The following is a 26,176-nucleotide window of genomic DNA, read 5'->3' as shown; positions in this document are numbered from 1 at the left end:
TGCCGGTTTTCAATTGCTTTCCAACGAGGTGAATGTGCTTTCCTATCTGTTTCGTCGAACCCGCGGGCTGATGACCGCCGCTGCCCTGGCCAGTATTCTCTCGGGGCTTTTCAGCGTGCTGCTGATTGCTCAAATTAATACAGCGCTAAACAGCGATGCCGCTAGCCGTGCCGCCTCTCATATCAACCCTGCTTGGGCCTTCGCGGGGATTGCTGTGGCGTTAATGGTCTGTCGAATGGTGTCGACGGCGTTGTTTGAGCGGCTGGGGCAGCGTGCCCTAGCTGAATTGCGCAGTTTTATCGCCCAGTGTGTGGCCGTTACCCCTTTTGCTCAGTTCGAGCGTGTTGGTAGCGCGCGGATTCAGTCGGCGCTTACCGAGCACAGCAACAACGTGGCGGTACTGTTCGTTAGCTTGCCGGTGATTTTGACTAATACGGTCATTGTGGTGGGATGTTTGGGCTACTTGGCGATGCTGTCCTGGCAGGTGTTTTTGTTTGCATTGGGGGTGATTGGCTTGGGCGCTGTCGGCTACCACTTGGTGCACTTGCGCGCTATTCACTATCTCCAGAGTGCCTCGTCAGAGCAGGATCGTCTGTTTGGCCACTTCCGTGCGCTTACCGATGGGGCGAAAGAGTTGCGGCTGCACCAGCGCAAGAGCCGGGTCTTTATGGATCAGATATTGGGGGAGTCGGTTGAAGGAGTGCGGCGGCTACGTACCTATGGCATGTCGCTGTTTGTGATCTCGACCAGTTGGGGGCAGTTCCTGATGTACGCCTTTATTGGCTTGGTACTGTTTGTATTGGCGGGCGATGGGCCTAACCAAACTCAGGTAATGACCGGTTTTGCGCTGGTGTTTGTGTTTATGGTGACTCCCCTTGAAGGCTTGTTGATCAATATTCCGCGGATCAATATGGCGCGAGTAGCCGCTAGCCGAATTGATAACATCACACGAGAGATGCCCCAGGGGCAGGAGAGGCAGGCGTCACCTCAGGTGCCTGCTTTGCAGCGTCTTGAGTTGCGCGACGTCACCCATCAGTACTACCACGAGCAGAGCGATGACTTCTTTGAGCTGGGGCCGATTAATCTGAGCTTTACGCCGGGGGAAGTGGTGTTTCTGGTGGGGGGCAACGGTAGCGGTAAGACCACGCTGGCCAAAGTGGTAGTGGGGCTTTATCCGCCGGATGGTGGCGAAGTGTTGCTCAATGGCGAGCGTGTCGAGGCGGATGGTTGGGATGCCTACCGGCAGCTCTTCTCGGTCGTCTTTTCTGACTTCCATCTTTTCGAAAGGCTGTTGGAAGCGCCGCGGGAAGATCTCGACGAAGAGGGCAACCGCTTGCTGGCCAAGCTGCATCTGCAGCACAAGGTGCGGGTTGAAAACGGCGCGTTCACCACTCAGGCGCTCTCCCAGGGCCAGCGTAAGCGCTTGGCCTTGGTAGTGGCCTACCTTGAAGATCGCCCGTTTTTGGTGTTTGACGAGTGGGCGGCGGACCAAGATCCGTTATTCAAAGAGGTGTTCTACTGCGAGGTGTTGCCCGAGCTAAAGCGCATGGGCAAAGCGGTGCTGGTGATCACCCACGATGATCGCTACTTCCACCTAGCGGATCGATTGGTGCGGCTGGAGAGCGGGAAGCTGCTGGCTACCGAGTCTGAGATTGCCCAAGAGCCGCTAGCGGAACCCTCACCGGCCACTTGATCTTGCTGCGCACGCCAGTACCCGGTCTTTAAGCCATCGTGATGTTTGCTGTTTCTTTAACCATTGGCCTTGCCCAGGCGCCAGTAGCCCATGCTGGTAACGTACTGCTTGGGTAGTCCGCACTCGTTGACTAAGTAGCGGCGCAGCTTCATGGCGACCTTGGTTTCAGCGGCGATCCAAGCGTAGAAGGGCGCGCTGTCATCTAGGGTGGCGGGTTCCCAGAGCGGGCCGTCATCATTGTCGCTTTCGTCGTTGGTAGTGGTGTTAGCAGGTGTTCCGCCTAGTGCTTGAATTTCTTTATGTAAATCAATATCACGCAGCGCCCTCATCAGCAGCTCGCCGTGTTGGCAGTCTTGCTCTGCATCGCGGGCCAGCCAGCGCAGTTTGGCGGTTTGGGGGAGTGGTTGAACATCGTTGCTGTGGGGCACTTCGAACAGCGCTTCGACCTTGGGTTTGAGAGGCAGCTCATCAAGAGTTTCTAGAATACCGGCAGCAGCGGGGAGGGCGGTTTCATCGGCGATGATCAGAATACGGCGCACGCCCTGGGGTGGCTTCCATTCGTAGCCCCGCTTGGGGCCTTCCGCGTTAGCATCAGGGGCTGTCATGGCTAGCCGGTCACCTGGACGGGCGTGCATTGCCCAGCGTGAGGCAGGGCCATTGTCGCCGTGGAGCACAAACTCTACATCCACCTCAGCCTGCTCTGGGCGCAGGGCGCGAATGGTGTAGGTGCGCGCAGAGGGACGCTGGGCATCTGGCAGTGCGCGGTAGGCGCTGTACCAGTCGTGCTCTTCCAGCTTGGCAATCTCAAACAGCGGGTCGAGGCTGCCACCGCCTTCGGGGAAGAATAGCTTGACGCGCTGATCTGGGGCGTAGGTTGCCATGTGACCAACATCTGGGCCCGTAAAGGTAAACTTAACTAATGAAGCGCTGACTTGGGTTCGCCGAGCGAGAGTGATATCGAAAAGCTGGTAGGTCTGTTTAGCCGCCATCGTAGCTGTCTCCATTAATAAATGGTGTTAATTGTAGTGCTAATTATTATCATTTAGAATCGTTGCGGATAATTCAACCACCAACTCCAGAAAAGAGTAAGGCTAAGAAAATGACTCTGCTGCCTATCAGGCCCTGTGTGGCGATCTGCCCGGCTATGACAAGAGGTTGTTCGCTATGCTAAGCGCTGCGCAAGTTACCCAGCGAATGGGGGGGATGTCGCCTGCAAAAGCTTGCCTGCTGCTTAGCTTGCCGATGGTGGTGCTGTTTTGGGTAGGTCTGCAGGGACAGGGCGGTTTTATGCTGGGGGTGCAGGCGTTAGTGGCGCCCTCCTTTGAGAACGTCGACGAGTTGTTGCTTCACTATGCGTGGTGGCCGCGTCTCTCGATCGCGCTGCTAGCTGGGGGCGGCTTGGGGTTGGCGGGTGTACTGATGCAGCAAGTGTTGCGCAACCCGCTGGCCTCGCCCACCACTCTAGGAGTGGCATCGGGTGCTAACCTGGCGTTGATGACCGCCACTCTTATGGCCCCAGGGCTATTGGTAGTGGGCCGTGAATGGGTTGCCTTAGCGGGTGGAGCGCTGGCGGTTGGGTTAGTTTTTCTGCTCTCGTGGCGGCGCGGGTTGGCGCCGATCGTGGTGGTGCTGGCGGGCTTGGTGGTTAATCTGTACTTAGGGGCGCTTTCTACAGCGCTGCTGCTGTTTAACCACGAGGCGCTTTCAGGACTGCTGATTTGGGGCGCGGGTTCGCTGGCGCAAAATGGGTGGGATGGCGTGGCGGTTCTCTGGCCACGGCTGGCGATTAGCTGCGTGGCAGCCTGGTTTCTACTACGCCCTTTGGCGGTGCTGGAACTGGACGATGCCAGTGCTAAAAGCCTGGGGGTCTCGCTGACCTATCTGCGTTTTGCGGGAATGGGGTTGGCAGTATTTATTACCGGTAGCATTGTCAGCGTGGTGGGTATCATCGGCTTTATCGGCTTGGCTGCGCCCAATATTGTGCGCATGGCCGGTGCGCGGCGCTTAGGGCCACGGCTGCTTTGGTCGACGTTACTAGGGGCAGTGTTGTTGGCCACCACTGACCTGCTGCTACAGCATTTCGGTGGCATGGTGGCGGCCTTTATTCCTACCGGGGCGATTACCGGTGCCCTGGGGGCGCCGTTGTTAATGTGGCTGATTCCGCGCCTGAAACTGCAGGGCGACCAGCCGCCGAAAGGGGCGGGTGTTTTTGCTCATCGCCATCCTTCGCCTTCCCGTTTGGCGACTGGTTTACTCCTCGCACTACTGGGCGCCACATTGCTTGGCTTGCTGGTGGGGCAGGGGGTCGATGGCTGGTACTTACTGTCGCCGGATAACTGGAACGTGATGCAGTGGCGCATGCCGCGGGTAATGGCGGCAGCGGCGAGTGGACTAATGCTGGCGATTGCCGGGACGATTCTTCAGCGCCTTTCCGCCAACCCTATGGCTAGCCCCGAGGTATTGGGTATCAGCGGTGGCTGCGCCATTGCGCTAATTTTGGGGATCTTCTTACTGCCCGCGCCCACCAATATGATGCTGATTGGCGTGGGAACTCTGGGGGCTTTCGCGACGCTGCTGGTGTTGGTGGGCATCAACCGCAAGAGCGGTTATCTCCCCGAGCGTTTGCTGCTCACTGGGGTGGCAGTCAGTGCCCTGTTTGATGCGGTGCGCAGCGTGATGCTGGCGGGCGGCGATCCTCGGGGCCAGCAGGTGATCGCTTGGCTGGCGGGCTCGACCTATTACGTGGATGTCACCAATGCCATTGTTGTCGGCGGCATTGCCGCGGTATTGGCGCTGGTCACGCTGCCCTTTACTCGCTGGCTGGATATCTTGCCGTTAGGCGCACCGACAGCTAAGGCGCTTGGGGTAACCCTCAACCGTGCCCGTTTGGCGCTGCTATTACTAGTGGCGCTGCTAACCGCCTGCGCCACCTTGGTGGTGGGGCCGCTGTCGTTTATTGGTCTGCTGGCACCGCATATGGCGCGCTTGGTCGGCTTCTCTCGGGCAGGGCAGCACCTGCTGGGTGCTGCGTTGATCGGCATGCTATTAATGGTGTTAGCGGATTGGGTAGGTCGTCAGATTATTTTCCCCTATGAGATGCCCGCGGGCTTGGTCGCCTCTTTGATTGGCGGTGCCTACTTTATGTGGGGGCTGCGGCGGCTATGAGCGAAGCGGCGAGCGTGCTACCGGTAGCGACGAATCCAGCAGATGCTTTGTTGGCGCTCTATCGCCAGCCGCCGTTGGATAACTTAAAGGCACCTGCGTTTGGTCAGCCTAATATACCGACGCTGGCAGCTTCTGAACTGCTGGATCATAAGGTGCTAGGCGCTCAGCTTTCGCGTTACCGCCGATACCACGGTGACGACGCCGACTTTCTGGCGGCCGCTTCAATCTGGTCGAAATTTCACTTCAGCAGTGTTGCGATTCCGACGCTGGTGGCCAACCTGCTGTTGGGCTATGAGCTGCCGGTCGGCGGGGGGGAGCTGCGGCTGGCGTTAGGTGATCACGGTCAGACGGCGCGCATCTGGCTGCCGCATGGTGGCGTGCCGTTGGCCTCAAATGCGCTCCAGGCACGCTTTAGCAGCCTATTCGATGACCACTGCGCTCCGCTTATCGAAGCGTTGGCCGAGGTCTCCGGGCTTTCTGCCAAAGTGTTCTGGAGCAACCTTGGTCACTACGTGGAGTTCGTGGGCAAGACCTGCTCGAAACATCCGGAATTTGCTGGCGCGGGCGCCCCTCTGTTGGATTATCTCGCCACCAAGGCGCTCCCCGATGGGCGTCGTAACCCGCTATATCAACCGGTGCGTTATCTGGAGCTGGGCGGTGAAACGCCTGCTCGAGTGCGGCGGTTATGCTGTATCAAATATCGGCTACCCGGCGAGCCGCTGTGTGGCGGTTGCCCGCTGAAACCCGAGAATAAGCCGGCCAAACGCCAACGCTAGCTTTCAAATATCGGCTAACTTTTCGAACTGCCAGGAGGCCCTGTTCATGGAGCTGTTGAGGATTGTATGGCGTGATTATCGCTGGCCATTTGTGGCCGTGGTACTACTTAGTTTGGCCAGTGCAGGTTTGGGTATCGGTGTTATCGCTTTTATCAACCAGCGGCTATTGGGCACCTTTACCGATCCCTGGCGCATCCTGCCCGAATTCCTGGGGCTGATTGTGTTGCTCTTAGCAATAACATTGGCCTCGCAATTGGCGCTGACCACTTTGGGGCACTATTTCGTCTATCGGCTGCGGGGGCAATTGATTAAGCGGATTCTGGATACCAATATCGAGCGGGTCGAGCAGATTGGTAGTGCGCGCTTGCTGGCCAGCTTATCCAGCGATGTGCGCTATATCACCGTTGCCTTTGTACGTTTGCCAGAGTTGGTACAAGGCGGGGTGCTGACGATAGGTGTCACGGTTTATCTAGGCTGGCTTTCACCTTCCATGCTGGCTGTCACCGCGCTCTGGGTGATCGTAACGGTTTTAATTGGCATGCGTTTGGTAGCTCGGGTTTATCGGCATATGGCCAAGCTGCGTGAGTCTGAAGATCGTCTCTACGCAGATTACCAATCGGTGATTGAGGGGCGTAAGGAACTGGCGCTCAATCGCGACCGAGCCGAATGGTTGTATCGCGACGTCTATACCCCCAACGCTGAAGAGTATCGGCACCATATCATTCGCGGCGATACCTACCATCTAAGCGCGGTGAACTGGTTCAATATCATGATGCTGGGGGCCATCGGCGTGGTGTTCTTTTTAGCCAACGGCCTGGGGTGGGCATCGGTGCAGGTGGCCACCACTTTCTCTCTTACGCTGCTGTTTCTGCGTACGCCACTTATTCAAGCGATAGGCGCTTTTCCACCCTTGATCAATGCCCGAGTGGCGTTCGAGAAAATCAGCGCGCTCGATCTAGCAGAACACCGCGATACCTTTGATAGTGACACACAGCGCCACGACTGGCAGGTGCTAGCACTGGAACAGGTCTGCTATCGTTACCCCGCTGAAGAGGCACGGCCAGGCTTTGCCATTGGTCCTATCGACTTGACCTTAAAGCGCGGCGAAGTAGTGTTTCTAATTGGCGGCAATGGCAGCGGAAAATCCACCCTAGCGAGACTGCTGACTGGGCTTTACCAACCCCAAGGCGGCTGCGTTCGGGTCGATGGCAGGCCGCTGCAAGAGGAGGACTGGACGACCTACCGCCAGCACTTCTCTGCTATTTACACCGACCTGCATCTATTTGACCGCTTGATGGGGCCTGAAGGGGAGTCACCCGATACGATGTTGGTGGAGGAGTGGCTGGCTGCCCTTGGTATGCACAACAAACTCGATTTTGACGGCGATCGGATAACCAACATCAACCTTTCCCAGGGGCAGCGCAAACGTTTGGCGATGCTGTTGGCGGTCGCTGAACAGCGCGACCTATTGCTGCTGGACGAGTGGGCCGCCGATCAAGACCCGCAGTTCCGACGGGTGTTTTACCGCGAGCTACTGCCGCAGCTACGAGCGCTGGGTAAGACGCTGGTGGTGATCAGCCATGATGATCACTACTTTGACCAGGCCGACCGGCTGCTGGAAATGCGCCAAGGACGGTTGGTTGAACTCACCGGCGAACAGCGAGAAGCGGCCAGCCGCGATGCGGTGGCAAGGGTGACAGGGTAGCTAGCTAATACACCGTACGATTACCCAGCGTTATTTCCCAAACCATCAATACGATTTCTATATAAGAAAAACTAATGCCACATTAGCAGGATGATTTTTTGTTATTCAGGTTGCCCGCTATCTTAGTGCCACGATTCTTTAAAGCGACGCTAATTCTGGTACTGGGGACAGGGCAATGTGGGAAAGTTACTTAACGGGCTTGGTCGTATCTGGCGGTATCATCATGGCTATCGGGGCGCAAAATGCTTACGTGCTGGGGTTGGCAGTACGCCGTGAGCATCACTGGTGGTCGGCGGGGCTGTGTATGAGCGCGGATATTATCTTGCTAACCGCTGGTATGTTTGGTGCTAGCGCGTTTTTACTGACAATGCCGAACGCGATGGAAGCCATGCGCTGGGTAGGCGTAGCGTTTTTAAGCTGGCTGGCCGCACAGGCATTACTGCGGGCTGTTAGCGGGCGCGAAGGGCTGCAGGCTGGTAGCGTAAAAGCGCGCAGCTTGCGCGGAGTGCTGTTGGCGACCTTGGCCGTGACGGTATTGAACCCCCAGGTGTATCTGGACACGCTATTGTTAATTCCTGCCATTGGTGCTCAGCAGGAGAGCGCAGGTGTGTTCGTCGCCGGTGCGTCGACTGCCTCTGTTCTTTGGTTCAGTCTGCTAGCGTGGGGCGGGGCCGCGCTTTCGCCTTGGCTTTCCCGCCCGGTAGCGTGGCGTACCATTGATGGGCTAATTGGCCTGATGATGGCGGCTATCGCCATACACTTAGCGCTGGGGTCTACGTTGCTCTAACAGGTCTCAAGGTTGACTAGAGGCGGCTGAAGTAGCTCTGCATAACGGCGATTACTTTATCTATATCGGCATCATCAATATCACGGTGGACAACAAAACGTGTGGCATAAAGTAGCTCAATCAAAATGCCATGCTCTTTCAGCCAAGCAGAGAGTGGCTTCACATGTTCGTCGGGAAAGTGCGCGAACACCATATTGGTTGCCTGAGCGGTAATCTCGACGCCGGGCAGTTTCGCTAAGCCTTCCGCCAAGCGTGCTGCACGGCGATGGTCGTCGGCTAAGTCAGCGACATTGTGCTCCAGAGCATACTGGCAGGCGGCGGCGATAATGCCTGATTGGCGCATGCCACCACCAACCATTTTACGCCAGCGCCGTGCGCGGTCGATCAAGGCTTGCGAGCCCACTAAGGCAGAGCCGATGGGAGCGCCCAGGCCTTTCGAAAAGCACAGCGATACGCTATCAAACGGCAAGCAGAGCTGTTTAAGCGAGGTGTCAGTGGCTACTGCTGCATTAAATAGCCGTGCGCCGTCCAGGTGCGTTGCCAAACCGCGCTCACGGGCCAATTCAGTTGCTTTCAGCACATACTCGGCGGGCAGCACTTTGCCACCTATAGTGTTTTCCAGCGCTAGCAGCCTAGTGCGGGCAAAGTGGAAGTCGTCGGCTTTGATAGCTGCGCTTATTTTCTCTAACGGCAGGCTGCCATCGGCGGCATTTTCAATTGGCTGCGGTTGAATGCTGCCTAACACCGCTGCGCCACCGCCTTCATAGCGATAAGTATGGGCTGACTGCCCTACAATATACTCATCGCCGCGTTCGCAGTGGGCCATTAGTGCCACTAGGTTGCTTTGTGTGCCGCTTGGAAATAGCAGCGCCGCTTCCTTGCCTGCCTGCTCAGCTAGCTTTTCCTGAAACGTATTGACCGTTGGGTCATCACCCCATACATCATCGCCCACTGGAGCGGCCATCATGGCATCTTTCATGGCGGGGGAAGGCCGAGTCACCGTGTCACTGCGTAGGTCAATCATGCGAAACTCCTGTGATGACAAAAAACTCTTTTCGAGCATACTGCATGTGTGATCAGCGCGAAAAGCGAAACCTCAATACGTAGAGAAAGGACAGAGTCATGCTCGCCACCGATCTAAAGCTCCGTGCCCTGGAACGCAACGATCTGCGCTTTGTTCACGAGCTAAATAATAACCAGAGCATCATGTCGTATTGGTTTGAAGAGCCTTACGAATCATTTGATGAGCTCGAGGAGCTTTATAACAAGCATATCCATGACAACGCCGAACGGCGCTTTGTAGCAGAGGACAGCGATGGGCATGCTATTGGTTTAGTCGAGCTGATTGAAATCGACTACATTCACCGCAGCGGTGAATTTCAGATCATTATCACGCCAGATCATCAGGGCAAAGGGTTTGCCCGGTCATTAATCCGCCAAGCGCTGCACTACTCGTTCACGATTTTAAACCTACACAAAATATACCTGATTGTGGCGGTGGAGAACGTTAAAGCTATTCATCTTTACGAGGAGAGCGGCTTCATAGAGGAGGGGCATTTGGTTGAAGAGTTTTTCATCAACGGCAAATATCGCGATGTGAAGCGAATGTATATCTTGCAGGACACTTACTTAGCGCAGTTGGCTTGATAAACAAGACGACAACACCTCAGGCCGAAAATTAACCAAAGGCTGAGGCGTTGTTGCTTACTGCTGACTCATATAAGCAGCGATGGCGTCGAAAGCTGCGCGTTGCTGTTGGGCACGATTAGCCCAAACTTGCATCACATCCACTTCTACTGTCTGATCTTGAGCAGCGAAAGATGACATGGCGAGTACTCCTAATTCAGAGGTTGAGGGACGGTTCAGCCATCCTGGGCTCTAGTGGCCCTAGTTTAGTTATACATAGTTTGCTTTGTGCGGCGCAGCAAGTTAGCTGCGGGTTAAAGTCTATGCGCATTTCAGCCCTTAAAGCTAGTCCTAAAGATGTAGGAAAATTGCTATGACGTGTAAGAAATGGCTTACAAAAACAATGGCTGATCACCTACATCCTTGAATGGAAAAGGTTTTCATAATATAAAAAAGCCGACTAAAAAAGTCGGCTTGTGTCGTTATCTTTTCGTCTATAGGGGAGAGATGGCGATAAAAAATGCTTCTTTTAGCCGAAATAGGCCGCTAATGCTTCATTAGCAGCATGCTGCCAATGGGCTTGACGGTGCCAAAAAGCGAGTACCTCGTCATCTTGTGTCGATAATTCGAATGTAGGGATCATAAGGTGGTCCTCCTATTGGGACACACCTAGAGTATAGGCTATTTTTGTTGCAGTGCAGCATTTTAGCCATTGTTAACAAAGAAAGCGGTGCACAATCTTATGTACCTAGAATGGTATGCTGATGACATACCTATAACTAATCAATAAAACAACGAGTTATATCATGGTGCCAACAACTCCCGATTCTGACACTCTCAATCCTGAACCTATCTTCCAAGACCGCTGGGTGGCAACTCCACGTGGTCGCCTGTTTACTCGTACTTGGGAAACGTCTCATTTACGCTCGGACGTGCCCATTGTCCTGCTCCATGACTCGTTAGGCTGTGTGGATTTATGGCGTAGCTTTCCCGCAGCGCTATGTGCGGCGACCCAACGACGAGTGATTGCTTATGACCGTCTAGGGTTTGGGCGCTCCGATGCGTGCCTGGCACCGCCACTGCTGAGCTTTATCGACGATGAACCCTCTACTAGCTTTGCGGCACTTCAGAACGCGTTTCAGTTAACGCATTTTATTGCGCTGGGACATAGCGTTGGCGGTTGTATGGCGGTGCACTGTGCAGGGCAGTATGTAGAGCAGTGCCAAGGAGTGATTACCATTGCAGCGCAGGCGTTAAATGAGCCACGCACGCGACAAGGTATTGAAGAGGCACGGGCTGCCTTTCAAATGCCGGAACAATTTGCCAAATTAGAAAAGTATCACGGTGATAAAGCTCGTTGGGTACTGAATGGCTGGATAGACACGTGGTTACATCCAGCATTTGAACACTGGTCGCTTACTCCTGCTCTTCAGCGCGTTCACTGCCCCACGCTGGTGCTTCATGGTGAAAACGATGAATATGGTTCGCATCGCCAACCTGAACGCATCGCTCGCTATACCCGAGGTTCTGCACACAGTGAAATACTGCCGGGCGTTGGGCATGTGCCACACCGTGAAGTTGAAGCTGTGGTTGTTCACTATGTTAGCGAGTTTATTGAGCGGCTTACGCCATAAAACGACCGTTACACAGGGAAAAGTGAGGAATACTATGCGCTTACGAATTTTATCCGACCTTCATTTGGAGTTTTTTGATGGAGACCGCGAATTGCCAGAGGTAGAGGCCGATCTCATCATCTTGGCGGGCGATATTCATCAGAAAACGGAAGGGCTTGCCTGGGCCAGACAGCGGTTTCCAGAAATGCCTATTTTATATGTGCCGGGCAACCATGAGTTTTACGGTACCTGCATGCCGCTACTCCGTGAAGAGCTCGCCATCGAAGCCAAGCACTACAATATTGAGTTGCTGGATAATCGAGCGGTGACTATCGGGGGAGTGCGTTTTTATGGCACCACGTTATGGACTGATTTTGCGCTCTATGCCGATGACCCAACGCACAACCCGGCAGAGACCGACGCTAAAGCGTTGCGCTATATGCCCGATTTTAGCATCGTGACAACAGCTCCAGATCAGGTCTTTACCCCTCAAGCTAGCCAAGCATTACACGTTGAAGCACTTGCTTGGCTTAGTAACGAGCTTGAGCAACCCTTTGATGGGCCACGCGTTGTTATTAGCCATCATGCACCTTTACACAGCTGCATTCCTGAACAGTATCTTGGCGATGCATTGTCCCCAGCCTTTGCCTCCCACCTACCTCAATTGATGGGCAAGATGGACCTATGGGTGCATGGCCATGTTCATGAGCCCGTCGATACCTTATGTAACGGCACGCGCGTCATCGCTAATCCAGGCGGTTATCCTTATGAGTTCACGCTAGAGCTGTTTGAGCCGAGTTTGGTGGTGGAGGTTGATTGATAGGTCATTGAATTATCCTTCAATAAACCCTTTCGCTCTTGGATCCTGCATATAAGCAACGTTGAGTCGCCGCCAGGGCGTTGGCTGATGATCGGCAAAGAATAAATGTCCAGGCGACAGGGTAACTTTCCAGTCATCAGCCAGTTCACTCAATCGTTCAGATGTTATCGCTGCCGGTGGCTTTGCCCACACAAACATCCCGCCGGTCGGCTCAGTATAAACATCCCAACTGGCATCTTTGAGCATCGCAAGCGCCATAGACATGTGGTTGGAAAGCCTAGCACTTAACCGCTCCGTCAGCTTTCGGTAGCTACCATTTTGAAGCATGGTGGTAATGACTTGCTCTGCAAAGCGTGAAGAAGAAATGCTGGTTAGCATTTTGATATCGACAATGCGTTGCACCATTGAAGAAGGCGCCGCGATATAACCAACGCGCAGCGAAGAGGAGAGGCTTTTTGAAAAACTGCCCAAGTAAATAACCCGGCTAAGGCCATCTAACGCAGCTAAGCGAGCACTTGGCGTATGTTGAAAGTCTGCGTATATATCATCTTCTATCAGTTTGAAATCGTACTGCTCGGCTAATTGTAATAAGCGATGCGCAATGGTGGGCGTTAGCGTTCCCCCTGTGGGGTTTTGAAAAACGCTGTTGGTATAAAAAAGCGTCGGCCGATGCTCTGCAAGTAATTCTTCTAAGCGTTCAAGGTCAGGACCGTCGGCTAAGCGAGGCACGCCGATAACACGAACACGTTGCAGATGTAGCAGGCCAAATAGGTTGTAATAGCCTGGTGATTCCACGAAGACAACGTCTCCGGGTTCGAGAAGCAAGCGCACCAATAAATCTAGCGAATGACTGCTGCCGCTGGTGGTGACAATTTGCTGATGATTTGCCGTGATCGCTAAAAGCCGAAGTCGCTCTTGTATTAACTGCCGTAACGCCGTGGGGCCTTGGGGGGTACTGTATTCAAAAATGTCCGCACGATTCATACGCGCAACTTGGCGGATCGCATAGGTTAAATCATCGCTCTCTCGCCAATGACTGGGTAACCAGCCACATCCAAGGGGCAGGGCCGTCTCATCCGCACTAAAAAGCCCCCAAAGCCCGTTGGTCACTTCCTGCAGTGGGCTGGAAACTGTTTGATGCTCGCTTGGTGGACTATCGGCAACAAAAAATCCTGCCCCCGGTTTTGAGCGGACCAACCCTGCCGCGATTAAACGCTCGTAAGCTTCAATAGCCGCATTGCGGCTAACGTGATGTGTCGCAGCTAAATAGCGAATCGAGGGTAGGCGGCTGCCATTACCAGGTTTGTTTTGTTTAATCCAAGTGCTGATCGCCTCTTCAAGTTGCTGTGCAATAGGCGTATTGGCATGCCGATCAACTGTTAACTTCATATATAGTCCTGCTGGATCAACTGTTCATTAAAAAACCGGAACAGTGCCTCAATAATAGTGGCCCAGTGTATCTTACCCCGCTTGAATAAGCGTGCGAGCTTTATGGTTCTTTTAGCAATCTCAAGTGAGTTAATGCATGAACCAGTACAGCGCAGCCCGCCTTGCTTTCGGGCTATGTATGATCACCACGGCCGTTAATTTGCAGGCACCGCTATATGGTGCGTTGGCAGCGCAAGGCGGGGTTGGTGTTGGTGCCACGACAATTGCTTTTGCCAGTTACGTCGCAGGGGTGATGCCTGTATTGCTGGGGCTTAATGGCTTGGCCGAGCGGGTAGGTTACAAAGCAATCATAGTCGCTGCGTTACTGCTTAATATGCTGGCCACTTCCCTGATGCTAATAGCGCCTGGCATCGTAATGCTAGGCGTGGCGCGTTTTCTGCTTGGGGTGGGGACCGCGTTGGCATCCGCGGTAGCGCCAGCCTATATGCAACAATTATGGCAAGGCGATGATAAGCAAGCTTCTACCAGTTATGTCACGATTAGCAGCGCGCTTGGCTTCGGTTTAGGGGCAGCGGTGACCAGCGTTTTTATCGTTACTACGCCTAGCTTAACGCCCCCCAGTTTGTGGTTATATCTATGTATTAGCGCTTTCGCATTAATTGGCGTGTTGACGCTGCGTAAAAGCATGCCGAGTGGGCCGAAAGGCAGCATGTTACGTTTGCCCAGTTACCCAAAAGGGGCTATTCGATTTGGCTTTGCGATTTTAATTGCCTGGGCCACGGTGGGGTTGGTGATTGCCATATTGCCTTCCGCATTAGAGCAGCATGGTTTAAGCGTTTGGAGTGGTTTCGCTGTTTTCGGTATTTGCAGCTGTGGCGTGTTATTTCAACCCTGGGCCAGAAAGTTATCGTCATATCGGTCTACGTTATTAGGACTTGCGATTCTGCCACCGGCTTATGGGCTGATTGCTTGGGGAGCTATCGCGGGGCACTTACCCATATTACTACTAGGCACGGTCATGGCTAGCAGCGCCTGTTACGGCTTTATTTACCTGGGCGGGTTAAGTGGCGTGTTAGCCGTGGCTGGCCCATCTTCTACCCAGGCAAGCGCTGGATATTTTCTAATGGCCTACATTGGTTTCAGTATTCCTGTGGTCACAACGGGAGTGCTTATCGATGCCCTAGGGCATAACGCGGCACTAACGCTGTTTGGAGTTGCCTTATTGGGGGGAGTTTTCGCAACACTCTGGTTAGTTATCCAGAATCAACGAGAGTACCGCCAAGTGCTAATGGATTAGGCTGGCTGCGTGGTTCTTTAAGCAAATAGCTGACGAAAAATTTAGTGGCGTTTTATATGCTGAGACTATTTAACAATAGTTGAAAGTTGCTGGCGTAGAGGCTTTGTTAGAGTCAGTGAGTTGAGGGAGTTTAAACCAGCTAAAACCTTATAGCACAAAGAGAAGCGTGGTTATCCCCGAAACAGCACTGATCATCATACTGATAAAAACAACGCAGCAATGGAGCGCCACTAATGAGTGATACTAAGTTCGCCCAGCAGGGTATGTCTTTTCGTGAAAGTGTCGAGCACATGGTGGATCACGCCATCGACATCATGGAGCTGGAAGAGGGCATTGGAAACGCTCTGAAGGTATGCCAGAGCGTAGTGCAGGTATCATTTCCGATTGATATCGACGGCAAGATTGAAATGTTTACGGGCTGGCGAGCCACCCATAGTGATCACCGTCTGCCCTCAAAAGGCGGTATTCGTTTTGCGATGATGGTTGATCAGGACGAAGTTGAGGCTCTGGCGGCGCTGATGACCTATAAGTGCGCGATTGTCGACGTGCCGTTCGGCGGTTCAAAGGGTGGGCTGATCATTGATCCGAGCAAGTACACTCAAAAACAGCTGGAAGCCATTACGCGGCGTTTTGCGCGCGAGCTGATCAATAAAGGGTATCTAAGCCCTGCCAGCAACGTTCCCGCTCCGGATATGGGCACAGGGCCGCGTGAAATGGGCTGGATGGTAGATACCTACCGCCAGATGTTTCCTAATGACATCAACTACATGGGGGCGTTAACCGGGAAGCCGGTCGAACATGGTGGTGTGCGAGGTCGCAACGAGGCGACCGGACGCGGGGTGCAGTATGCGTTGCGCGAACTTTTCCGCCATCCAGAAGAAATCAAGCGTTGTGGCCTGTCTGGCAGCTTGGCTGGCAAACGAGTCGTGGTGCAGGGGGTAGGCAATGTGGGCTATCACGCCGCGCATTTTCTGCAAACCGAAGATAACTGCTTGATTACCGCGATCATCGAACGTGATGGCGCCTTGGTTAACGACGATGGTTTAGATGTGAAGGCCGTGCGTGAGTATATCGCTGAGACCGGTGGGGTTAAGGGGTATCCGGCAGCTGAGTACCAAGAAGATGGCAGTAAGGCGTTAGAACGTGCCTGCGATATTCTTATTCCAGCGGCATTGGAAGGCGTTATCAATGCCGGGAATGCACACCATATCCAAGCGCCGCTTATTGCTGAAGCTGCCAATGGCCCGGTTACCTATGAAGCAGATAAAGTTCTTCAACAGCGGGGGATTGAGATTATCCCCGATGCGTACTGCAACGCTGGTGGCGTAGTGGTTTCCTACTTTGAGTGGATTCGTAACCTGAATCACGTTCGCTTTGGCAGGCTCGATAAACGTTTTCATGAAGCACGTGGCCAGCACATTATTCGGGCGATTGAAGAATCAACGGGCCATAAGGTGCCAGATCATCTGGCTGATGAGCTAGCCCGCGGCGCCGATGAGTTTGATCTAGTCCGTTCTGGGTTGGACGACACCATGCGTTTGGCGCTGCAAGAGATTATTCGCACCCGTAATGAAAACCCAAAAGTTAACGACTACCGCATGGCGGCTTATCTGATCGCCATCGAGAAAGTTGCCCGCCACTACCGCGATATCGGTGTTTAACAGAGGGTTATGTTTTTAAGGGGTTTATAACGGCAGTACTAGCATTCAAAGCGGCCCACAGGCCGCTTTTTAATGTGGTGGGATTAAGTGTGTTTCTTCACTAACTGCCCGCAGGAAGGCGCTGCCCAGCGATCGTCTTCGGTAAAGACCACATCGCAGACGACCGGCGAGTAAATGCGGCGTGCTTCTTCATCAATTTGCTGGCGTAGGGCATCTTGATGGGCAAGCGTAGACTCATGCAGTGCTTTGGGTAGCACCACGTGGACCATGATATATAGCAGGCGACCAGGGCGTACCATGCGCACTCGCACTTCCTGGGTGTCGATATCGGCAAGTCCACGAGCAACCGCCTGACGCACAGGCTCGGCGACTGCTTCGTCGGGCGTTTTATTGAGCAGTTCTCGCAGTGCTTGGGAGGCCATACGCACCGGTACGCCAAGGCATAGCAACACCACGGCCATCACCAGCAGTGAATCGACATAAGGTACGATATCCCGCCAGTCAAGGCGCTCAAACAGCATCACTAAGCAGAACGCTGCCAGCACGGCAGCCGAGATAACACTGTTCACCAGCCAGTTAAGCTTGTCTGCAGCCACCAGCGGGCTACTAACGTGGCGCTGACTGCGGTGCATTACCCAAGCGGTGAGCGAGCAAGCGGCGGTGGCAAACAGTGCGTAGATAACCGCAAGCCCCGCTGAGATCTCCCGGCCACCTGTCAGTAACGCAGCGATGGCGTCCACCAATGCAAAGATGGAAACGCCTAATATCAATAAGCCTTTGCATAGATTTACCAGTGACTCGAAGTAGCTGTAGCCAAATGGGTAGGACTCGCTATCGGGTCGGCTGGCTAGCTTACTAACCTTGATGGTGACCAGCGCTACGCTAAAGTAGATAAGGTTAAATAACCCATCCAGCAAAATAGCCTGGGAGTTAGATGCCAGTGTCGCAGTGATACCTGCACACCCAATCAGCAGCGCCATAAAGGCAGAAAACGCTAAGGTGCTGGATTCTGTTTTCACGAACGTTTGCTCCAATATTAACTACCCAAGAGGCTGGCAAGCATAGCAATATCAGTGGTCGCAATGTCAGTGATTTGTTTATTCTAAGGCTATGGAGATAGTCTTTGATGCACTAATTTAGCACCCAAGGAGAGATGTGCTTATGCGCCATGCTGATGCTTTTTCCTTCAGACAAATTGCTCCGGAAGATGCCGCTGAACTATTGTTGTTCGAAGCCACTGAACGTGGCTGGTTTGAGCAGCATATAGAGGCCAGAGCGGAGCACTTCTACACGCCTGAAGGTATTAGCCAGCATATTAATGAGTGCTTGGCGTTAAATGCCCAAGGACGCATGAGGCCGCTTATTATCCAACATCAAGGTGCGATAGTTGGGCGCGCCAACCTACGTGAGATAGAAAATGGTTACGCTAAGGTGGGGTATCGGATAGCCCAACATGCGAGTGGTAATGGGTTGGCGCAAAAGGCATTGAACCATCTTATTAGCGAAGCTCGTTGCGTTTACCAAATTAATACGCTCACGGCGACTGTTTCTTTAGACAATCACGCTTCACAGCGGGTACTGAAAAAAGCTGGGTTCGAAGTAATGGAAAAGCTACCTGAGTATTCGGTAGTAGCAGGGCGGAAGCTTGACTGTGTGGTGATGCAAAAAACAGATGTGTAGTGTTTAGAAACAAATGTATTGTTGTGAGATAGGGCTTTAGCTTTGGTTCGACACTTCGACGATGATTCAACTGATTTACCTAGTTATAGCAAGGGCGGCTACGCCGCCATCGCCCGCTAAAAGCGGCCTCCTACATTAGATGATAAGCCTTGAGTGCCTGAATAAAATTAAGCGGGCACTGATCATGGGCAGCCACTGATTTAATGAGACCTGAATCCTCGCAAACGTATGCATAAGTGCTTAATGGTCTGCCCTGGGATAGGTTGAAGCCTGCACCAGGGGCAGGCATGCCTACGAAGTTAATGAAAATAGCGTTGGCATTTTTTGCGCTTCTTGTTGAATGTTGTCGTCGACCGGTGTGTCGTAAGTCTTGAGCAGATAGCCCAATACCGAATAAAACCCCACCATCGCAATTAGGTCGATAACGGCCTTGCGTCCGATAGCATCTGCGAGCTCTGCTTCTTGCTCAGGGGACAGCATTCGCTGGTCAAACAATGCATCCACCGCGTCGACGATAAGACCATCAACGCCTTCGGGGCGAGTTCTAATGGCGTCGATTCGTGCAGTGGAGAATCCTAGAGCGAGTGCCCGGCTAACGTGATGAGCCCACTCGTAACGTGACCCCATGCGTAGGCCCGCGCGTAGAATCACCACCTCGGTTAATTCTGGCCCTAAGGCATTTTCCTTAACAACATGCTGACGCAAAGGTGCCCAGGCTTTGAGTAAATCCGGGTGATGGGCCATGGTGCGATAGACATTGAGCGCGCCAGCAAAGTCTTCGCGTAATTCAGCGGCTTCGTTTGGCCAGTCGGCATCAGCAATAGGCGGGCAGGGAGAGGGCGTCATGGGTGAGCTCCATTCAGATAGGTTGCGTGCCATCACTCGGCGATGGCGGCGTTGATGGCGTCGGCAATACGCTCAATGATTAGGTCGACATCATCGGCTTCAATAATATAAGGCGGTGCCAGCAAAATATGATCGCCGTGAATACCATCAATGGTGCCGCCCATAGGATAGCTGATCAGTCCTCGCGCCATAGCCTGTCGCTTAATCTTGGCGTGGATCTTTCGGCTCGGATCGAAAGGTGTTTTAGTGTCCCGATCCGCCACCAGTTCGATACCGCGAAACAGCCCTCTTCCCCGGATATCGCCGACATAAGGGGATGCACCGAGAACGGCTTCCAAGCCGCTGTGTAATCTCGCGCCCATGGCGTTTACATTGGCGAGTGTCTCGGGGCGCGCAATGATTTCAACCACTTTGTTAGCGGCTGCCGCGGCAACAGGGTGGCCGATGTAAGTATGCCCGTGCTGGAACAGGCCAGAGCCATTGGCAAAGCTGTCGTAGATTTTGTCGGACAGCATCACTGCACCGATCGGCTGATAACCCCCACCCAAACCTTTGGCTATCGTGACGATATCCGGTATGACGCCGTCTTGCTCGCAGGCGAAGACCGTGCCGGTGCGCCCCATGCCGCACATCACTTCGTCGAGTATCAATAGCACGCCGTATTTGTCGCAAATCGCACGCACACGTTTAAAGTAATCAGCGACAGAGGCGACAGCGCCAAGGGTGGCGCCTACAACGGGCTCGGCAACGAACGCCATGACTTCTTCAGGGCCGAGTTCGAGAATTTTTGCTTCGAGTTCGTCGGCAAGCCGAATAGCGTAAGCCTCTGGCGATTCATCGGCGCCTTTCTCGCGATAGGCATAGCAGGGGGAGACATGATGAGTTTCTGGCAGGATGGGCTGAAACTGCTTACGCCGCATCGCATTGCCACCGGTTGCCAATGCACCAATTGTGTTGCCGTGGTAACTCTGGCGCCTGGCAATGATGTGCCTGCGCTGGGGGGCGCCAATTTCTACGAAGTACTGCCGTGCCATCTTCAGCGCCGCTTCAACGGCCTCTGATCCGCCTGACACGAGATAGACGTAATTCAATCCTTCAGGTGACAAATTGACAAGCTTCTCGGCAAGCGCTTCGGCAGCGTCGGTGGTGAAAAAAGACGTATGCGCGTAGCAGAGGTTATCAATTTGAGCGCGCATCGCCGCCAGTACTTCCGGATGGGCGTGCCCCACACTGGTGACCGCAGCGCCTCCTGAGGCATCTAGGTATCGGCGCCCAGTGGTGTCTGTAATGTAGACGCCTTGAGCCGACGCGGCATGGGGGAGAGTTGGGCCGATACTGCGATGAAGAATACGAGTCATGGAAACGGTTCCTTAGGGTCACTTAGCGATGTGAGCACGCCATAAGGAGAAGATTGGCACAGTTTGGCTTATTAATGCAACAATTGAATCATTTGTGTTTTTAGTAAAACATATAGATCATTGTTTTTTGACAACAGTAACGTTTAAATCGGCGGCTGTTTTAACAAGCCGTATAAGAGGCAACACACATGCCGCAGCGCGACCCTTTAAGGGAGCAGATTATCGCCCAGTACGATGCCATGTCGCCGCAGCTCCAGCAGGCTGCCCGCTACGTGCTGGAACACCCTGATGAGGTGGCACTGGTTTCTATGCGCGAGTTGGCGCGCCATGCGGCGGTGCAGCCTGCCACCATGACACGGCTTGCAAAGTTTCTGGGCAAGCAAGGATACGATGATATTCGCGAGCACTATGTGGCAGCGCTGCGGCGGGGAAGTGATGGCTTTGCCGCTAAGGTTCGCCAGCGAAACGAGGGCGCTAGAGCCTCGGCCGACGGCAATATCGCCGCGCATATGCTGCATGGGCTGAGTGCTCAGATTACCCGGCTCTGTGAGCCTGACTCACTGCAAAGGTTGGAAGCCATCGCTAATACGCTGAAATCAGCGAGAAAAGTGTATGTGCTAGGCTTGCGCTCATGCCATTCCGTGGCGTGGCATTTCCATTACGTTATGTCACTGTTGGGGGACCGCTCGGTTCACTTGGATGGGCTGGCGGGAACCGGCGGTGATGCGCTAATTCGCGCCACGCCCGAAGATGCCTTGCTGGTTGTCTCCGTCAAACCCTACGCAGTAGCGACACTGGAACTGACGCAGTTGGCAAAAGACAAGGGGCTGACGATTCTGTCGATCACCGATAGTGAAGTATCGCCACTGGTAGGGCTGTCAGAGCAGACGATTTTTTGCCCCACGGAAAGCGACAGCTTTTTCCATACGTTAACGCCCGCCTTAGCCATCTCCGAAGTACTGTGCACCTTATTGGCAGAAGATGACCGACAACAGGCACTTGATGCGTTGCAGCGGGCGGATGAGCATTTCTTGAGCCTGAATACCTACGCGAGCGCTATTCCTCGCCGGGAGTGACGCCATCGTAAAGCCACTGTCAGTTACCCCTCCACCCATACCTCCTCGCCCCTAAACGCGACTTTCCAGGTACGCAGCTTGACGTCCTCATCCTCTAAGCATTGGCCATCTTCAAGGCGAAAATGCTGCTTATAGAGTGGCGAGGCAACCACCGGGTTGCCTTTAACATCACCGATAATGCCGCGGGCAATGACGTTAGCGTTAGAAAACGGATCAAAGTGGTCAAGGGCGTAGAGTTCTTTCTCCTGTCCTTGGGAGCGCTGCCTCGGTAAGTAGAAAATGGCCACTTGGGCTGGGCCTTCTGAGGTGTTCAACCAAGCAGCGACGCCGGAAAATGCCACTAGGTCAGCTTTAGCGCAGAGCGGCTGCCAGGTGTCGGTGCTTACGGTGTGCTTGAGTGCGGTCGCGGTCATCAGTTACCTCGTTGTCTGGTTTGCGAATATGTAGTGTTTAAGCGGGACGCAGTTGGCCACGCTCGGAAGTCATGATGATCGAAGGATCCGGGCGGTCGTCGTTAACAAAGCTGCGGAAGCGTTTAAGCTTCTCTGGGTCGCTGATGGCATCCGCCCACTCACACTGGTAGGTGTCCACCACGCTTTGCATCTGACGCTCTAACTCATCGTTAATGCCTAAGCTATCTTCCAAAATTACCTCTTTTAGGTACTCCAGGCCGCCGTCGAGGTTTTCGCGCCACACCGAGGTGCGCTGCAAACGGTCGGCGGTGCGCACGTAGAACATCAAGAAGCGGTCAATGGTGCGGTAGAGCTGTTCGTCGTCTAGGTCGGTAGCAAACAATTCGGCGTGGCGGGGGCGCATGCCACCGTTACCACACACGTAGAGGTTCCAGCCGTTTTCGGTGGCGATAATGCCAATGTCTTTGCTCTGGGCTTCGGCACACTCACGGGTGCAGCCGGAAACGCCAAACTTGATCTTGTGCGGTGAACGCAGGCCTTTGTAGCGGTTCTCGAGCCAGATCGCCATGCCGACGCTGTCCTGAACACCGTAGCGGCACCAGGTGCTGCCCACGCAGGATTTCACCGTACGCAGCGATTTACCGTAAGCGTGGCCCGTCTCGAAACCTGCAGCAATCAACTCGCCCCAGATATCTGGCAGGTCTTCCAGACGGGCGCCGAACAAGTCGATGCGCTGGCCGCCAGTAACCTTCGAGTAGAGGCTGTATTTTTTGGCCACTTCGCCCAGCACGATGAGTTTGTCTGGGGTGATCTCGCCACCGGCCACACGCGGCACCACCGAGTAAGTGCCGTTTTTCTGCATGTTGGCCATAAAGGTGTCGTTGGTATCCTGCAGAGGAATATGCGCCGCGTCGGTGATCGGCTCATTGAAGCAGGAGGCTAGAATGGACGCCACAGCAGGTTTGCAGATGTCGCAGCCCAGGCAGTGGGTGTCTTGATTGCCGTGTTTTTCGATCAATTCGCTGAAGGTTTTGATGCCTTCCACACGCACAATATCGTAAAGCTCCTGGCGGGTATGGGCGAAGTGCTCGCAAATCGATTTATCAACCTCTACGCCGCGGGCTTCCAGCTCATGGTCAACCACGCTTTTGAGCAGCGCTGTGCAGCCGCCGCAGCCGGTGCTGGCTTTGGTGGCCGCTTTGACACCGCCTAGATCCACCGCGCCAGCGTCAATAGTGGCGCAAATATCGCCTTTAGTGACGTTGTGGCAAGAGCAGATGGAGGCGGTTTCCGGCAGCGCACCGGGGCCGAGAGTGGGCGCAGCGCCGCTGCTTTGGGGCAGAATCAATGCGGCGGGCTCGTCGGGTAACTCAATGCCATTGGAGTAGTACTGCAGCAGCGTGTCGTAGACGCTGTTATTGCCCACTAGCATGGCGCCGAGCAGCTTTTTACCGTCGCTAGAGACCACCAGCTTGCGATACTCCTGCTTGATCGGGTCTAAGTAGCGGAACATTCGCGCGCCAGGATTTTGGTTGCCATGGGCGTCACCTATCGAGCCCACATCCACGCCCAGCAGCTTGAGCTTGGTGCTCATATCCGCGCCGCCAAACTGAGTATCGCCACCGGTCAGCGTCGAAAACGCTGCCTTGGCCATTTGATAACCAGGGGCGACCAGGCCAAAAATGCTCTGGTTCCATAGCGCCACTTCACCAATCGCCAGAATGGCCGGGTCGCTGGTGAGGCACTGGTTATCCACTACCACTCCGCCGCGCTCACCAATTTCCAGGCCGCAGTCACGGGCCAACTGGTCGCGGGGGCGAATACCTGCTGAGAACACAATCAGGTCGGTTTCCAGTACTTTGTCGTCTTGGAAAACCATGCGGTGGCGGCTTGCCTCGCCATCTTCAATACGCTGTGTGGCCCGTTCAAGAAGCACCTGTACGCCCAGCGCTTCGATTTTTTCGCGCAGCAGCTCGCCGCCTTCGTTATCCACCTGCATCGGCATCAGGCGTGCTGCGAACTCTACAACGGCAGTATCCAGGTTCAGGCCGCGCAGGGCGTTAGCGGCTTCCAAGCCCAGCAGACCACCGCCTACGACCACACCGGTGGTGGCGTTTTCGGCGGCGGCCTGAATGGCGTCTAGGTCGTCCAGGGTGCGATACACCAAACAACCATCGCGGTCGTTACCGGGAATCGGCGGCACAAATGGGAACGAGCCGGTTGCCAGCACCACGCGGTCGTAAGGGTAACGGCCTTGTTCGGTGACCACCTCTTGTGAGTTGCGGTCGATCTCAATGACGGCTTCGCTTGTGCGCAGTTCAACGCCGCTGGTGGCGTAGTAATCCGCTTCGCAAAGCGCGAGCGAGTCGGCATCGCGGCCACTGAAGTATTCAGACAGATGCACACGGTCATAAGCGCGATGGCGCTCTTCGCCAAACACGGTGACCTGATAGCGCTCAAGGGCAGCGTTATCGACGAGCTGCTCGACCAAGTGGTGGCCGACCATGCCATTACCAATAATAATAAGCTGTTCGGGAGTTGCCAGTTTTTGGGTAGACATTATGCCACCTCTGAGATCGGTAGATGGGAAGGGGCGTTCTGCTGGTCAGCCATGCCTGCCTGGAGCACCTCGACATCAGCACCACCAAAGAGTAGGGCTTGGCGGTAAGCGTTGAGGTCGGTGCCCGCGAGCGCCTGCTCGAAGTACCAGGGGCCTTGGCTGGTGTCGCCGTAAAGCACCGCGCCTTCAATCTGGCCGTTGCGCAGCAGCAGGCGGCGGTAGTCGCCGCGCTCAAGGTCGTGGTAATTCAGTACTTCATGCTCGGCGCTAGCCTCGGTGGGGCCAAAGGCGTAGAGCGCCACACCGCTGATTTTGAGTTTGGTGGCGCTGGGGGCATCTGCGTAGCCTTGGCTAGGCGTGCCGCACAGCGTCGCGGCGAGCACTTCTACCTGTCGCCAGATCGGCTCCACTAAGCCGTAGGTGGTGCCCTCAAACTGGCAGCACTCGCCCAGCGCTGAGATCGCCGGGTCGCTGGTGGTGAGCCATTCGTCCACCACAATCGCTCGATCCGTGCGCAGACCTGCCTGGCGGCCAAGTTCCGCATTGGCAGTAATGCCCGCAGCAACGATCACGCTGGAGGCGTTCAACTGGCGGCCATCGGCAAGATGCACCTTGGCGACCCGGCCCAGGCCGTCGCTCTCTAACCGCGCTAACTGCGCGCCAGTGATGATCTGTAAACCGCGCTGAGTGAGGGTGTCTTTAAGTAGATGAGCAGCGGTAACATCCAACTGACGGTTCATCAGCCGCTCGCTGCGCTGGAGCACGCTCACCTTGATATCACTGCCGCGTTTACGCAGTCCTTCAGCCGCTTCAAGACCCAGTAGGCCGCCGCCAATCACCACTGCATCACCGCCCTGTTGAGCGATGGTTTCTAGTGCTTCGGCGTCCTGCAGGTCGCGAAAGCCGTGTACGCCCTCAAGCTCAATCCCGGGAATGTCGGGCAGCGCTGGGCGCGACCCGGTGGCGATGACCAAATGATCGTAATCAAGCGATCGGCCGCTATTGGTGGTCAACGTTTGGCTTGCGCGATCAAGCGTCTCGACCTTTTCACCCACTATCAGCGTAACGCCCTGGTCGGCGTACCACTGGGCATCGCGCAGGGAAAGTGCCTCCTGCTGCATTTCACCGGCCAGCAGTGGCGAAAGCAGAATACGGTTATAGGCTGGGGTTGGCTCTGCACCAATCACCGTGATGCGCTGGGGGCGTGTGGGCTGTTTTACCAATGCCTCAATTAGGCGGTGGCTTGCCATACCATTGCCAATGATCACCAGATGGTCGTTTTGATGATCGTTGGGCGAGCACCGGGAAGTGGTTTCCATGGGGGGCTCCTCTATGTCGTTGCGGCTGCTTGAGCACCAAACAAAAAACGCCCCTGTCGCGCACCTCTTTGCAAAGCATTGCAAAAGCGTACGTAACAGGGGCGTCGTTGCCCGATAGCGTCTTTTTAAACGCGCGACAACCGCCATTGGCTGCCAACTGATTAAAAACCTTACGCTGTCTGAAGCAAGGAGCTGGCCAACTGGCCATCTAGCATGTTTTTTTAATTAATTTCAGCTATTTAGGTGTTGTCGGTGGAAGGTTGGTGACACGACTCTTCGGATAGGCTGCACGGTGATGGTGCGAAAAGGGCGGTGGCGTGCACTCTCACACACCGTTTAGCGTGTGCAGAGTGTAAAAAAGAACGTCGTGAAATGGTTTTTTATTTTTTAAG

22 protein-coding genes are annotated in these 26,176 nt (G+C 54.5%); 12 read left to right on the top strand and 10 right to left on the bottom strand.

The window, feature by feature from the left end:
* Positions 1 to 34: 34 nt before the first annotated feature.
* Positions 35 to 1,693, top strand: coding sequence for a cyclic peptide export ABC transporter (locus CEK60_RS10330; protein ID WP_089038947.1), 1,659 nt, complete (start codon positions 35 to 37; stop codon positions 1,691 to 1,693).
* A gap of 56 nt (positions 1,694 to 1,749) precedes the next feature.
* Here CEK60_RS10330 and CEK60_RS10325 read toward each other — a convergent pair whose 3' ends face one another.
* Positions 1,750 to 2,682 carry a siderophore-interacting protein gene (locus CEK60_RS10325; RefSeq protein ID WP_089038946.1) on the bottom strand — a complete coding sequence of 311 codons (933 nt, stop codon included), beginning with the start codon at positions 2,680 to 2,682 and terminating at the stop codon, positions 1,750 to 1,752.
* A gap of 175 nt (positions 2,683 to 2,857) precedes the next feature.
* On the opposite strand from CEK60_RS10325, the gene fhuB reads away from it, so the two are divergent.
* The 4 genes from fhuB (at position 2,858) to CEK60_RS10305 (ending at position 8,126) form a co-directional block, all read left to right on the top strand.
* Positions 2,858 to 4,858: a Fe(3+)-hydroxamate ABC transporter permease FhuB gene (gene fhuB / locus CEK60_RS10320; protein WP_089038945.1), complete on the top strand. Its 2,001-nt coding sequence runs from the start codon at positions 2,858 to 2,860 to the stop codon at positions 4,856 to 4,858.
* Positions 4,855 to 5,634, top strand: a complete 780-nt coding sequence (gene fhuF, locus CEK60_RS10315; protein ID WP_089038944.1) for a siderophore-iron reductase FhuF — start codon at positions 4,855 to 4,857, stop codon at positions 5,632 to 5,634. Before fhuB ends, fhuF begins: the two co-directional genes overlap by 4 nt.
* Positions 5,635 to 5,680: 46 nt before the next feature.
* Entirely contained in the window at positions 5,681 to 7,339 is a 1,659-nt protein-coding gene (locus CEK60_RS10310) for a multidrug ABC transporter permease/ATP-binding protein (RefSeq protein ID WP_089038943.1), read from the top strand.
* 175 nt (positions 7,340 to 7,514) lie between these two features.
* Positions 7,515 to 8,126: a LysE/ArgO family amino acid transporter gene (locus CEK60_RS10305; RefSeq protein WP_089038942.1), complete on the top strand. Its 612-nt coding sequence runs from the start codon at positions 7,515 to 7,517 to the stop codon at positions 8,124 to 8,126.
* Between the two features lie 16 nt (positions 8,127 to 8,142).
* Here the strand turns inward: CEK60_RS10305 and ltaE are convergent, their stop codons facing one another.
* Complete coding sequence (ltaE, locus tag CEK60_RS10300) at positions 8,143 to 9,150, bottom strand: low-specificity L-threonine aldolase (protein ID WP_089038941.1); 1,008 nt, start codon at positions 9,148 to 9,150, stop codon at positions 8,143 to 8,145.
* A 98-nt stretch (positions 9,151 to 9,248) separates the two neighbouring features.
* On the opposite strand from ltaE, the gene speG reads away from it, so the two are divergent.
* Positions 9,249 to 9,773: a spermidine N1-acetyltransferase gene (gene speG, locus CEK60_RS10295; RefSeq protein ID WP_038481953.1), complete on the top strand. Its 525-nt coding sequence runs from the start codon at positions 9,249 to 9,251 to the stop codon at positions 9,771 to 9,773.
* A 57-nt stretch (positions 9,774 to 9,830) separates the two neighbouring features.
* Here the strand turns inward: speG and CEK60_RS22805 are convergent, their stop codons facing one another.
* The gene (locus tag CEK60_RS22805) at positions 9,831 to 9,953 is read right to left on the bottom strand and encodes a hypothetical protein (RefSeq protein ID WP_264298800.1); all 123 of its coding nucleotides are present in this window, start codon (positions 9,951 to 9,953) and stop codon (positions 9,831 to 9,833) included.
* A gap of 605 nt (positions 9,954 to 10,558) precedes the next feature.
* Between CEK60_RS22805 and CEK60_RS10290 the strand changes: the two genes are divergently transcribed.
* A complete protein-coding gene (locus CEK60_RS10290; protein WP_089038940.1) occupies positions 10,559 to 11,386 on the top strand; it encodes an alpha/beta fold hydrolase in 828 nt (275 codons plus the stop codon).
* Between the two features lie 34 nt (positions 11,387 to 11,420).
* Positions 11,421 to 12,185, top strand: a complete 765-nt coding sequence (locus tag CEK60_RS10285) for a metallophosphoesterase (RefSeq protein WP_089038939.1) — start codon at positions 11,421 to 11,423, stop codon at positions 12,183 to 12,185.
* A gap of 12 nt (positions 12,186 to 12,197) precedes the next feature.
* Here CEK60_RS10285 and CEK60_RS10280 read toward each other — a convergent pair whose 3' ends face one another.
* Positions 12,198 to 13,574 (bottom strand): aminotransferase-like domain-containing protein, encoded by a 1,377-nt coding sequence (locus tag CEK60_RS10280; RefSeq protein WP_089038938.1) that lies wholly within the window; start codon positions 13,572 to 13,574, stop codon positions 12,198 to 12,200.
* Positions 13,575 to 13,710: 136 nt separating this feature from the next.
* Here CEK60_RS10280 and CEK60_RS10275 point away from each other — a divergent pair, with 136 nt between their 5' ends.
* Both CEK60_RS10275 and CEK60_RS10270 read left to right on the top strand, forming a co-directional pair.
* Positions 13,711 to 14,871: an MFS transporter gene (locus tag CEK60_RS10275; protein WP_089038937.1), complete on the top strand. Its 1,161-nt coding sequence runs from the start codon at positions 13,711 to 13,713 to the stop codon at positions 14,869 to 14,871.
* 233 nt (positions 14,872 to 15,104) lie between these two features.
* A complete protein-coding gene (locus CEK60_RS10270) occupies positions 15,105 to 16,532 on the top strand; it encodes a Glu/Leu/Phe/Val family dehydrogenase (protein ID WP_089038936.1) in 1,428 nt (475 codons plus the stop codon).
* Between the two features lie 83 nt (positions 16,533 to 16,615).
* Here CEK60_RS10270 and CEK60_RS10265 read toward each other — a convergent pair whose 3' ends face one another.
* Positions 16,616 to 17,551, bottom strand: a complete 936-nt coding sequence (locus tag CEK60_RS10265) for a cation diffusion facilitator family transporter (RefSeq protein WP_089038935.1) — start codon at positions 17,549 to 17,551, stop codon at positions 16,616 to 16,618.
* A gap of 142 nt (positions 17,552 to 17,693) precedes the next feature.
* Here CEK60_RS10265 and CEK60_RS10260 point away from each other — a divergent pair, with 142 nt between their 5' ends.
* Complete coding sequence (locus tag CEK60_RS10260; protein WP_089038934.1) at positions 17,694 to 18,212, top strand: GNAT family N-acetyltransferase; 519 nt, start codon at positions 17,694 to 17,696, stop codon at positions 18,210 to 18,212.
* 291 nt (positions 18,213 to 18,503) lie between these two features.
* On the opposite strand, the gene CEK60_RS10255 is transcribed toward CEK60_RS10260, so the two are convergent.
* Positions 18,504 to 19,058, bottom strand: a complete 555-nt coding sequence (locus tag CEK60_RS10255) for a carboxymuconolactone decarboxylase family protein (protein WP_089038933.1) — start codon at positions 19,056 to 19,058, stop codon at positions 18,504 to 18,506.
* Positions 19,059 to 19,090: 32 nt separating this feature from the next.
* A complete protein-coding gene (locus CEK60_RS10250; protein ID WP_089038932.1) occupies positions 19,091 to 20,416 on the bottom strand; it encodes an aspartate aminotransferase family protein in 1,326 nt (441 codons plus the stop codon).
* A 188-nt stretch (positions 20,417 to 20,604) separates the two neighbouring features.
* Here CEK60_RS10250 and CEK60_RS10245 point away from each other — a divergent pair, with 188 nt between their 5' ends.
* Complete coding sequence (locus tag CEK60_RS10245; RefSeq protein ID WP_089038931.1) at positions 20,605 to 21,492, top strand: MurR/RpiR family transcriptional regulator; 888 nt, start codon at positions 20,605 to 20,607, stop codon at positions 21,490 to 21,492.
* 23 nt (positions 21,493 to 21,515) lie between these two features.
* Here the strand turns inward: CEK60_RS10245 and nirD are convergent, their stop codons facing one another.
* Genes nirD through CEK60_RS10230 form a run of 3 tightly spaced genes read right to left on the bottom strand, consistent with a single transcriptional unit; the run spans position 21,516 to position 25,784 of the window.
* A complete protein-coding gene (gene nirD, locus CEK60_RS10240; protein WP_089038930.1) occupies positions 21,516 to 21,905 on the bottom strand; it encodes a nitrite reductase small subunit NirD in 390 nt (129 codons plus the stop codon).
* A gap of 37 nt (positions 21,906 to 21,942) precedes the next feature.
* Positions 21,943 to 24,465, bottom strand: a complete 2,523-nt coding sequence (nirB, locus tag CEK60_RS10235; RefSeq protein WP_089038929.1) for a nitrite reductase large subunit NirB — start codon at positions 24,463 to 24,465, stop codon at positions 21,943 to 21,945.
* Positions 24,465 to 25,784: an NAD(P)/FAD-dependent oxidoreductase gene (locus tag CEK60_RS10230; RefSeq protein WP_089038928.1), complete on the bottom strand. Its 1,320-nt coding sequence runs from the start codon at positions 25,782 to 25,784 to the stop codon at positions 24,465 to 24,467. The genes nirB and CEK60_RS10230 overlap by 1 nt, the downstream gene beginning before the upstream one ends.
* Positions 25,785 to 26,176: the final 392 nt, after the last annotated feature.

It is taken from the genome of Halomonas sp. N3-2A (assembly GCF_002216165.1).
Classification (GTDB): Bacteria; Pseudomonadota; Gammaproteobacteria; order Pseudomonadales; family Halomonadaceae; genus Vreelandella.
Note: the sequence above shows the minus strand (reverse complement) of the source record. Positions and strands in the feature narration are given on the sequence as shown.

Coding starts and splice junctions, on each gene's coding strand:
- speG (WP_038481953.1), top strand. CDS start 9,249: ATGCTCGCCACCGATCTAAAGCTCCGTGCCCTGGAACGCAACGATCTG.
- CEK60_RS10250 (WP_089038932.1), bottom strand. CDS start 20,416: ATGACTCGTATTCTTCATCGCAGTATCGGCCCAACTCTCCCCCATGCC.
- CEK60_RS10325 (WP_089038946.1), bottom strand. CDS start 2,682: ATGGCGGCTAAACAGACCTACCAGCTTTTCGATATCACTCTCGCTCGG.
- CEK60_RS10255 (WP_089038933.1), bottom strand. CDS start 19,058: ATGACGCCCTCTCCCTGCCCGCCTATTGCTGATGCCGACTGGCCAAAC.
- CEK60_RS10280 (WP_089038938.1), bottom strand. CDS start 13,574: ATGAAGTTAACAGTTGATCGGCATGCCAATACGCCTATTGCACAGCAA.
- CEK60_RS10285 (WP_089038939.1), top strand. CDS start 11,421: ATGCGCTTACGAATTTTATCCGACCTTCATTTGGAGTTTTTTGATGGA.
- ltaE (WP_089038941.1), bottom strand. CDS start 9,150: ATGATTGACCTACGCAGTGACACGGTGACTCGGCCTTCCCCCGCCATG.
- CEK60_RS10270 (WP_089038936.1), top strand. CDS start 15,105: ATGAGTGATACTAAGTTCGCCCAGCAGGGTATGTCTTTTCGTGAAAGT.
- CEK60_RS10310 (WP_089038943.1), top strand. CDS start 5,681: ATGGAGCTGTTGAGGATTGTATGGCGTGATTATCGCTGGCCATTTGTG.
- CEK60_RS10245 (WP_089038931.1), top strand. CDS start 20,605: ATGCCGCAGCGCGACCCTTTAAGGGAGCAGATTATCGCCCAGTACGAT.
- CEK60_RS10260 (WP_089038934.1), top strand. CDS start 17,694: ATGCGCCATGCTGATGCTTTTTCCTTCAGACAAATTGCTCCGGAAGAT.
- fhuF (WP_089038944.1), top strand. CDS start 4,855: ATGAGCGAAGCGGCGAGCGTGCTACCGGTAGCGACGAATCCAGCAGAT.
- nirD (WP_089038930.1), bottom strand. CDS start 21,905: ATGACCGCGACCGCACTCAAGCACACCGTAAGCACCGACACCTGGCAG.
- CEK60_RS10305 (WP_089038942.1), top strand. CDS start 7,515: ATGTGGGAAAGTTACTTAACGGGCTTGGTCGTATCTGGCGGTATCATC.
- nirB (WP_089038929.1), bottom strand. CDS start 24,465: ATGTCTACCCAAAAACTGGCAACTCCCGAACAGCTTATTATTATTGGT.
- fhuB (WP_089038945.1), top strand. CDS start 2,858: ATGCTAAGCGCTGCGCAAGTTACCCAGCGAATGGGGGGGATGTCGCCT.
- CEK60_RS10230 (WP_089038928.1), bottom strand. CDS start 25,784: ATGGAAACCACTTCCCGGTGCTCGCCCAACGATCATCAAAACGACCAT.
- CEK60_RS10290 (WP_089038940.1), top strand. CDS start 10,559: ATGGTGCCAACAACTCCCGATTCTGACACTCTCAATCCTGAACCTATC.
- CEK60_RS22805 (WP_264298800.1), bottom strand. CDS start 9,953: ATGTCATCTTTCGCTGCTCAAGATCAGACAGTAGAAGTGGATGTGATG.
- CEK60_RS10275 (WP_089038937.1), top strand. CDS start 13,711: ATGAACCAGTACAGCGCAGCCCGCCTTGCTTTCGGGCTATGTATGATC.